The 9,226-nt window shown below is 69.8% G+C and carries 8 protein-coding genes and 2 pseudogenes; 2 read left to right on the top strand and 8 right to left on the bottom strand.

Features of this window, described 5'->3' with window-relative positions; all coding sequences use genetic code 11:
* Positions 1-74 precede the first annotated feature (74 nt).
* Positions 75-491: pseudogene (locus AC1WTP_RS33795) on the bottom strand (IS701 family transposase); the annotation flags it as partial.
* A 196-nt stretch (positions 492-687) separates the two neighbouring features.
* Between AC1WTP_RS33795 and AC1WTP_RS33790 the strand changes: the two are divergent.
* Positions 688-1,437 (top strand): annotated as a pseudogene (locus AC1WTP_RS33790) (IS110 family RNA-guided transposase); the annotation flags it as partial.
* Positions 1,438-1,998: 561 nt separating this feature from the next.
* On the opposite strand, the gene AC1WTP_RS33785 reads toward AC1WTP_RS33790, so the two are convergent.
* The 4 genes from AC1WTP_RS33785 to AC1WTP_RS33770 form a co-directional block, all read right to left on the bottom strand.
* Entirely contained in the window at positions 1,999-2,502 is a 504-nt protein-coding gene (locus AC1WTP_RS33785) for a hypothetical protein (RefSeq protein ID WP_481653278.1), read from the bottom strand.
* A gap of 94 nt (positions 2,503-2,596) precedes the next feature.
* Positions 2,597-3,652, bottom strand: coding sequence for a baeRF3 domain-containing protein (locus AC1WTP_RS33780; protein ID WP_481653277.1), 1,056 nt, complete (start codon positions 3,650-3,652; stop codon positions 2,597-2,599).
* 107 nt (positions 3,653-3,759) lie between these two features.
* On the bottom strand, positions 3,760-4,107 hold the full coding sequence (locus AC1WTP_RS33775; protein WP_481653276.1) for a general stress protein: 348 nt from the start codon (positions 4,105-4,107) through the stop codon (positions 3,760-3,762).
* 132 nt (positions 4,108-4,239) lie between these two features.
* Positions 4,240-5,199, bottom strand: coding sequence for a TerC family protein (locus AC1WTP_RS33770; RefSeq protein WP_481653275.1), 960 nt, complete (start codon positions 5,197-5,199; stop codon positions 4,240-4,242).
* 480 nt (positions 5,200-5,679) lie between these two features.
* Here AC1WTP_RS33770 and AC1WTP_RS33765 point away from each other — a divergent pair, with 480 nt between their 5' ends.
* A complete protein-coding gene (locus tag AC1WTP_RS33765) occupies positions 5,680-6,084 on the top strand; it encodes a DUF7144 family membrane protein (protein WP_481653274.1) in 405 nt (134 codons plus the stop codon).
* A 54-nt stretch (positions 6,085-6,138) separates the two neighbouring features.
* Here the strand turns inward: AC1WTP_RS33765 and AC1WTP_RS33760 are convergent, their stop codons facing one another.
* The 3 genes from AC1WTP_RS33760 to AC1WTP_RS33750 all read right to left on the bottom strand — a co-directional run.
* Complete coding sequence (locus AC1WTP_RS33760) at positions 6,139-7,761, bottom strand: hypothetical protein (RefSeq protein WP_481653279.1); 1,623 nt, start codon at positions 7,759-7,761, stop codon at positions 6,139-6,141.
* 254 nt (positions 7,762-8,015) lie between these two features.
* Positions 8,016-8,414, bottom strand: coding sequence for a transposase (locus AC1WTP_RS33755; protein ID WP_481653273.1), 399 nt, complete (start codon positions 8,412-8,414; stop codon positions 8,016-8,018).
* A 125-nt stretch (positions 8,415-8,539) separates the two neighbouring features.
* Positions 8,540-9,226 (bottom strand): ISL3 family transposase (locus AC1WTP_RS33750; RefSeq protein ID WP_481653272.1); only part of this gene is annotated, 687 nt, incomplete at its 5' end.

The raw sequence follows: 9,226 nt of genomic DNA, 5'->3' as shown, positions 1-9,226 counted from the left end.
ACGACCTGCCGCAGATCGTCATCGGCATGGCCGTCACCCGGGACGGCATCCCGGTGCGCTGCTGGTGCTGGCCGGGCTGCGGCGTCGGTCGCCGCGTGGACGCTGACCGCGATCTGGCAGTTGGCGACCTTGCCGAGCGTGCCGGAGTACTGCCGGGCCACGCACGCCGAGGCTTTGCCGTCCTTGGGAAATCCGGTGTCGTCCACCACCCACACCTGCGGCGCCACCAGGTCGACCGCAGCCGTCGCCAGCCGTCGTCGCACACCGACGACATCCCAGGTGGACGAGGTCAGGAACTGCTGCAACTGTTGGTGATCGACCCCGAGCCGCTCGGCCATCGGCTGCATCGACTTACGCCGGCCGTCCAGCATCAGCCCACGCAGATACCGCAGACCGGTCGCCCGCTGGTCCGAGCGCCGCAACCCCGCGAAGATCCCCGCCGCGAAGTCCTCCAACTGCCCGCGCACCCGAGCGAGATCCCGCTGATCCACGCACCGCAGCCAAACACCGCCACGATCCCCGTACAAGCGACACGCCACAACGACCTAACAAAGCACTATTAGTACTTCAACGTCACTTGGCCTGTCTGCGCTGGTAGTGGGCTGCACTCCAACGAGTACCCCGACACCCGGGCGCATTTGGCGCATCCGTTGGGGGTGAAGGGGTTTCGCCTACCGGCGGGTCAAGAACGACGCCGGTGACGCCGCCGACCTGGCGGATCTGCTGCGCATGGGCAGGCTGCCGGAGGCATATGCGGCCCCGCCGGCGGTGCGCGAGTTGCGGGAGTTGGTGCGGTATCGGGCCAAGCTGGTCGCCTGGCGCAGCGGGTTGAAGGCATCCGTGCACGCAGTGTTGGCCAAACAGGGCGTGCACATCCCGGTGTCCGATCTGTTCGGCGTTGGTGGGCGGGAACTGCTCGCCCGGGCACCGCTGGACGGCGCCTACCGGGGTCGGGTGTCCTCGCTGTGCCGGCTGATCGACGCAGTCGATTTCGAGATCGACGCGGTCGCCGGACCGATCCGGGCCAGACTCGCCGGGCACCCCGGCTACACCGCGATCCAGGCCATCCCCGGGGTCGGCCCGGTCCTGGGGGCGGTGTTCGTCGCCGAGATCGGCGAGGTCGACCGGTTCCCCGGCCCGGCGCAGCTGACCTCGTGGGCCGGGCTGACCCCGCGGCACCGCGAGTCCGACCTTGTCGTGAACCGGGGACGGATCACCAAACAAGGCTCCACCCTGGTGCGGTGGGCCGCGGTCGAGGCCGCCCACAGCGTCCCGCACCGCGCCGGCTGGCTGGTCTCCCGACGGGCGGCCATCGCCGAGCGACGCGGACGCAACATCGCCACCGTCGCGGTGGCCCGCAAGCTGCTCACCCTCGTCTACTACGGCCTGCGCGACGGGCACATCCGCGCCCTCGCACCGGACCGGGCGGCGGCGTGAGCAGGTTCGGACGTGACCGGACGCGAGCTCGTTCTGTGTCTGACCCCCGTCGGCCGACGGCGAGGCCGCCCGCTTGATTGACCCCGTCCGGTCACGGCCGCACATCACCATGCCCCCCGATTCCCCGCGGGGCGAATGGATGACCGGCAGCCGAACCCGGCCTGCCCTTCCGACATCTGGTCGGAACCTGGTGACGCGACCACCCACAACGCCTTCCGGCATCACGAGCATGGCGCGCACGGCGCCGGCGTCAAGGCCAAGCCCCTGCGGGGTGGGCCTACGGCCCAGCCGTTGACCCGGCACCGCACACACGCCTGCCCGAAACCCATTGCCGGAACCGGAAAAATCAACGTCAGCAGGTCAAACCCCAGCCTTGACCGGCCCCGCTCCTTCATGGATGACCGGCCCCGCTCCTTCATGGATGACACAGAGAGGTGCCGTTAGCGAGACAGCCCCCCGACCACCGGTGCCGGCGCGGATACCCGCCCTTGTTGAGGCGGCGGGCGCGTGTGCACTGGCGATCGGTTGATGCCTCGAGTCTGACCGGTGGTGGGGTCAACGTCACGTGCTGGGCGCCATGCCCCCGGCATCGGGCGCCGCCTCGCCGGATGTTGCCGGTGCGAGTCCGTGGAGTGGTTCCCGTATCGGCAGAGTGGTGATCACAAGGGCTGCGTCGAGGTTGCGAGCGAGTCTGCTGATTACGACGCCGGGCAGGTCTCCCCTGTGCCGGGCGCCATGTGGCAGGCGCAGCGCGGCGGAGTTCATGAAGTGGCCGACGCCAGCGGCGCGTAGCGCTGGGGCGACGCGGGCGGTGATGCCTGCCGCGTCGGCGTCCTGTCGATGGGCGCGGGCGCGATGCAGCAGCGCGTTGATGCTGAAGCCGGGGCTGGCAACGGCTGCGGCCGTGTACAGCAGCACGCCGGCGTCTCGGGCCCGGGCTGCCGCGATGGCGGCGGCGGCGAGGTCGGTGGGGCCGTCGGTCAGGATGAGCAGCACATGGCCGCGGCCGGGGTGTCGCCCGTCGATCTGGTAGATGCGGATGTCGCTGGGGGAGACGCTGGCCATCGTCGGGATCCTTCCTGGTAGCAGTCGACAGGTGTGGCGGGGCCGGCACGGCGTGCTGGCCCCGCCACAGGTCGATCGGGCGTCGGCGGTGGAGTCATCGTCGTCTGAGGGCGAGTGCGACGCCGCCGTGCTGGTGGAGAGCGCCGGGGGAGGTGAGGGCAACCCAGCCGTCGCGCAGCAGGACGAGTTCGATGAGTTCGTCGACGGCGTCGTCGATGACGGCGGGGTGTTCGGCGTCGGTGGCGGGGGTGAGGGTGTCGCCGTCGTCGCTGAGGCGGGCGGGGTAGAACAGCGTCTCGTCGACGGCAAGCATCTCGGGGCGACCGGTACGGGCGGCCAGCCAGGCGGCGGGCATGCCGGAGGCGACCCGGTCAGCTCCGGCACGCCGGTCGATGAGGGCGAGCGCTTCGGCTTCCCGCTGGTGCAGGTAAGCGTCGAGGGTGTGGCGGATCCGTGCCGAGAGGTCGGGCAGGGCGCTGGTGACGAGGTTGCCGCGGACGACGCCGGCGAGGCGAGCGCAGTTGACCGACATCTGCCGGAACGCGGTGGTGACGCTTTCGTCGCCGACGATGACCAGCGGCGCGGGATGCAGCCGTGCGTACGCGCCGAGGACCTGGTCGACCCGGCGGAGGAACCCGACATCCGGCCCCGAGCTGCCGGCTGCCGACCGTCGGGTCCGGTCGGCCCGCCCGCTGCGGTCACCCGCTGGCCGGTCGGCGTGCAGCGGGAAGGCGGGGGTGAGGGCGGGCAGCAGGCTGTCGGCGACGCCGTCGAACAGCCGGGCCTGTCGCGCGTTGAGGGCGAGGACCAGGTGCCGTGGAGTGCGGTGCAGGGCACGCACGAGGTCGCGGGTGGCGAAGGTGGGATCAACGACGGCCCGGTCACGCACCGGCAGGGGAAGCCGGATCAGCGCACCGGTGCCGGCGCTGGCGAAGACGGCCAGCGCGTGACCGGCAGGGCCGCCGCGGGCCCGGCATACCAGGTCGTGCAGTCGGCGGACAGCGGGAGCCGCGGCCGCGGGCGGCAACTCGGCGCGGACGCAGGAGGCGGCCTGCTCGGCCAGGGTATCCAGGCGTAGCGCGTCGGCATGCGCGAGGACGACGGACGGCGTGGTGGTCAACAGCAGCGAGATCGCCGGATACTCGCGCACGGCCTGCAGGGCCGTGACCTGGCCGGCGGACGGGACGGTAGTGGGCTGCGGGCATCGGACAGGTCGGGCACGGAATGTCATGGCATGTTCCTTGGGTTCTCGTGGCGTCACGGGTGTCGCCAGGCCAGCTGCATGAGCAGCCGGCGGGCGGCGTTCTCTGCGGTGACGTCGTAGCTGGCAGGGGCGAGGCGGCGGGTCGAGGTGACGTCGCGACGGCCACGGGTGGCGACGTGGGCGAGACCGCCCGCGGCGGCACCCCACACCGCGCCGGCTGCCGGTGGTGACCGGCAGGACCAGCCACCACGCCTGCGGCGTGAAATCGACAACAGAGCGATGAGCACGCCGAGCCAAGCGCCGCTGGCCGCGTCGGCGAACGCGGCGCGCGGGGTGGTCATCCGGCGCAGGACAGCTTCGACCAGCCGCAGGTCCGATCCGACGATGGTGTCGTGCTGCACCGGAAGCCCTGGTCGGGCAGGTGATCGACAGCTTACTGCGCGGCGGCGAAGGTGGGATAGGCGGCAACGGCGACCGGGCGGTGGCGTCCGCGTCGGCAGGACGAGGCAGCTGCGTCATGTTGGGCTCCACGGTCAGTGGCGGGGGGGGGGAGTGCGCGAGTCGTCGGTGGGCGCGGGCCGGCTGCGGGTGGCCGCGAGGCTCCAGCCGATGGAAACCGCGAGGGTGGCGATGATGACGCCCAAGGTGACCGGGATGGGCAGCTTCCCGACCGGGGTCTCGGAGAGGATGAGCTTGACGCCGGCGAAGGCGAGCAGGAACGCCAGGCCGTAGTGAAGATGCACGAAGCGGCGCAGCAGGCCGGCCAGGCAGAAGTAGAGACTGCGCAGGCCGAGCACAGCGAACGCGTTGGCCGTCCAGACGATGAAGGTGCTGGTGGTGATGGCCAGGATCGCGGCGACGGAGTCGATGGCGAAGATCAGGTCGGTGGCCTCGACCGCGATCAGGACGACGAACAGCAGGGTGGCGGCACGTTTGCCGTCCATGCGGGTGAAGAATTTGTCGCCGTGGTAGCGGGCGTCGGTGGGGATGATCCGCCGCACGAGGCGGACGATGATGTTGCGGTCGGGGTGCATCTCGGCGTCGTGCTTGAAGGCCATCTTCCAACCGGTGTAGATGAGGAAGACACCGAACACGTACGCGGTCCAGAAGAACCTCTCGAGCAGTTCCGCGCCGACGAAGATGAACACGAGGCGGAACACCAGCGCGCCGATGACTCCCCAGAACAGCACCTTGTGCTGGTACGCGGCCGGGACCGCGAAATAGGTGAAGATCAGCGCGAAGACGAAGACGTTGTCGACCGACAGCGCCTTCTCGATCAGGTAGCCGGCGTAGTAGGCGCCGGCCGCCTCGTCGCCCTGCCACACCCACAGCAGCACCCCGAAGACCAAGCCAGCGGCGATCCACACCGCCGACCAGATCACGGCCTCACGGAAACCGATGACGTGATTGTCGCGGTGCAGGAACAGGTCGACCGCCAGCATGACGGCGATCGCCACGGTAAGGGCCAGCCAGGCCCACCACGGAACGGACATCGGGAGTGTCCCTGCCTCTCGACCGGGCCGGCGTCGGGTGCGCCGACGTGCGGGGCGAAGGTCTCCCCGGGCCGCCTGGGTCGGCGGCCCCGCGTGGCCGGGACCCCGCTGGGCCCGTACTGACGGCCGGCGCGTCCGTCGGGTGGGTACTCCCCCTCGAACTAGGCACCGTTATTCACGAATCCTGATTCGCATGTCAAGTGCGACGGAGAACCCGTCGGACCACTCACATGCTCATCCACGCGGCATGCACCACAGCGGCCAGACCAAATGCTCCGATGGGGGCGTACGCACCCGGATCACCCTCATACTGCAATTAGATACTTTTATCACAACCTGATCAGTTTCATCCGGGATATGTCGAGAGGCTGCCACCAATCGCCACCGAAGGGCCTCACCGTCGCTGGCGAGGAGGCGCGCTCCACTGCGCGCGTGGCTGAACGCCCCACGGTGCCGCCGCTATTCGCCTAGCCTGAAGACATGAGCACTCCGCAGGGGACCGGCGGCGTTCAGGCGGCGTTCGCAGGTTTGCGCGGGCCGCTCCTCGCCGCTGGGTTGCTGGCCGGCGCAGGCCTGCTCGACCTGGCGGGTGCCGTAGGTAGCACCGGCGAGGTCTTCATGGTGATCACCCAAGAGGGCATCTCCCGGATCGATGTCACTGGGTGGGCGTGGCTGCACGCGGGCATCGCCGCGGCGACGGTGCTCGCCGCGCTGTTCGTCGTCACGGGCCACCGCCGAGCGGTGCTCACCGGCATGGTGGCTGCGGCGATCGCGATCGCCGCCGATCTCGTCGCCTTTCCCTTCGTGCCGTGGGTGGAGACCCTGGCGATCGGACTCAACGCCGTTGCTCTTCGGCTGCTGTACGTGTACGCGCGGGCTGGCTGAGTACCCAGTCGGCGTCCACGTCAGCATCGCAGGGACTCCTCGCGCACGATGTCGTCAGCGCACCTCGCAGATTCTCCCGGTGAACGCGGGGTCAGCCTCCCGGTTGGCCGCCCACATCGGGTTCAGCGACAACGCCAGCGGGGGCGGCTGCCACGCCGCACCCATTCGCTGGAGCAGGCCGTACTCCTCCCGTGGTCGGGTGGTCTCATCGCCGGTCAGGAAGTCGACGACCCGGTGCTTGACCACGCGCTGACTAAGCACACCACCGTGGAGGGCAGGCATCTGGAAAACCGGGATTCGGGAGTACTCCCCCGGTGGGGCCTCGGCGGCGCTCACGGTGGGAAGGAAAGCGATCATGCGTACTCCGGCCACCGGACAGAGCGTTCGGTTGCGGTAGAACGGTGCGTTGGCCAGCATTGATCGAATGAACGGCTCGTCCGGGCTGTTCTTCACCTCCTTCGGCAGGTTGGCCAGCGCGGAGATCCCCCGCAGTTGCCACCCGACCGCCACCCCCCAGCCCGAGTGCCCGGGTGGCGGGTAGTAAGTTCTTCCCGGCCCGACCAGCGGGCTGAACATCATCGCCGCCTCGACTGGCCCGTTCGGCCACTTCTCCACATAGGTGCGCACCACCATCGCGCCCTCACTCTCCCCGAGCAGCGCGATCGGCCGCCCGGTCCGCCGGTGCAGCAGGTCCACCTGGGTCGCGAGCAGTGCCGCGCTGGAGTCCAGCGACCGGTGGGTGGCCGACGGGCCGTAGGGCAGGGGGCGCTGCCGGTCATCCAGGCCACGGTAGGAGAAACGCTCTACTCTCGGGCTTTCCGGAGGCCGCCCGTCCCAGCTCGAGTCGTGCCCGGCGATGAGAATGATCGCGTGCGGCACCCGGTCAGGTATCTGTCCGGCGGCGAAGGGCGGATGCCAGTCGGTCCGCCCACCGGCGGCGATCCCGAACAGGGACTGGGCCGCCACCGCGCTGGCCATGACGACCACGACAGCCAGCGGCGCGACGGCGACGCGGGCCCAGCGGAGCCGGCGGGGCCGCAACGCGGCGTGGACCGTCCGCTGCCAGAGCAGCCCATTGCCCGCACCGGCGAGGCCGGCCACCACCACTACGGCCCAGCCGGGAAGGCTGGCGATCAGCGCGCCGGCCACGGTCAGCACCACGAAATTGAGCAGCGACCAGCCGAGCAGTTCGACGGCGGGCAGCCCTCGCCACCAACGGGCGACCACGCCAGCCCGTTGCAGGAACGGCGCCAGCAGCAGCATCGGCACCACAGAGGCGAGCAGGTACCAAGAGAGCGCGACTGCCGAAAACGCCACGGCGATCGCCGCCCAGGGCGAGATGATGACCGCGCCGAGCGCGGCGACCTCGATGTTGCGCACAGCCAACCAGCGCAGCGAGGGGCGAGGCACATCGTCCGGCCAGGCGAGCGCGGTCAGCCCGGCGGAGAGCACGCCCCGGACCACTATCGCGGACAGCAACCCGAGGAGGAACATTGGCCACGAGTTGTGGTAGACGAACAGCCACCGCAGGTCGTGGTAGGAGTCATACGGCCAGACGGCGGTCGCCTGAGGCGCCAACCCTTCCGCCGCCTTGAAACCGATGGCCACCAGCGCCACGGCCTCCGCCATGGCCGGCACCGCCGCCAGCGCGAGCAACGCCGCCAGTCGACCCCCCATCGATGCCACGCCCGCCTCCCGCACTCACAACAGTCGGCCCCTCTGAAGCATCGCTCAGAACAGGTCGGTTGGGGCCCGGATCGGCCCAACCGCCCGGACCCGCGACGCTGGAGCCTGTAATCGCCCGGATACCTTCGGCGGTGACTGCACCGTACTCGCTCACCTCGCCCCAACTGCAGTCGACTGACCGTCGACGCAACCGCGTGCCGCCACGCGACCTATCCAGCCACCTGGCTCTGGCACGAAGTTCGTGATCAGTCTTTGGGGGCCTGGTGGTTACTCGGCGAGAATGACGCGGCGGAGGAGGAGGTCGAAGTTCGCTCGCCGTACATCTGCCTCATGATCGCTTTCAGTATGCAGACGTTGCCTTCGACCGCGCCGCTGCTCCAGGGCAGGGTGAGCCCGTTGCGGACAGCTTCGTAGTCCTTGAGTAGGCCGGCGGCGAAGCCGGCGAGTTGTGCGACTCCGCTGGCCTGGGCCTGGTTGATCCAGGTGTCCAGGTGCCGGCCCTGGCGTTGGCGCAGCATGCCGGCGAAGTCGCTGACCAGGCGGTCGACGATGCGTAGGCTGTCACATCGCTGCAGGATGCGAGCCAGGTCAGCCTGTTCACGCTCGGTCCGCTCGACGGCAGGCCGGATGATCCAACTGGTCACTTCCCGAGGCTTGGGTGCGACCGCCGTCATGGCGGCCGGCTTGATCGTGCCGTCGCGCCAGGTGTGCAGCAGCCGCCGAACGGACCGTTGGCTGCCCCGGTAGCCGCGGTCGCGTAGTTCCGTGGTCAGCCGGGCCGCGTTGGTGCAGCCCTGCTCCCAGCGTTCAGCGAGGTAAGGGAGGTGTTCGTCGAGTTCACGGGCTCGGGGATGGTCTCGGTGAGTAGTTCGTCGGCGGTCGCCGCGCGGAGGTAGCGGCGCACGCTCATGCCGTCGAGGTTCAACGTGGTGCTGATCGCGGTGGTGCCGATGCCCTTGACGTGCAGGGCGTGGATCTCGGCGTACCGTTGCCGGGTCACCTCGGCGCGACGGCCCTGCTCACCATTTGTTGACGGGCGCGGTTGCGCGACGGCTTCGGCTTCGGGCCGGTCCTTGAGGCACCTGCGGTGGGCGCGGACGACCCGGTCGACCGCTTGAGTGAGGTTATAGAGTAGGTGGAACCGGTCGGCGACCTGGATCGCGTCCGGCGCGCCCAGCCTGGCGCCTTCGGCGTAGCCGCTGGCCCGGTCGCGGCAGACCACCTCGGTCCCCGAGTGGGCGCGCAGCCAGTCGGCGTAGCTGTCGGCGCGGCGGTCGGCCAGCAGGTCGACGGGCCTGCCGGTGTGCATGTCAACGATGATGCTGCCGTAGTCACGACCCTTGCGGAACGCGAAATCGTCGACGCCGAGCACCGCGACCCCCGGGTTCGACGTAATTCGGGGACCTGGAGAGCTGAAATTTTGGTTCTGACCTGGGCGGAGATGGGTGGGACCGCC

Source organism: Micromonospora sp. R311, assembly GCF_056780015.1.
The sequence above is the reverse complement of the archived record's forward strand: the minus strand, read 5'-3'. Positions and strand labels throughout refer to the sequence as shown.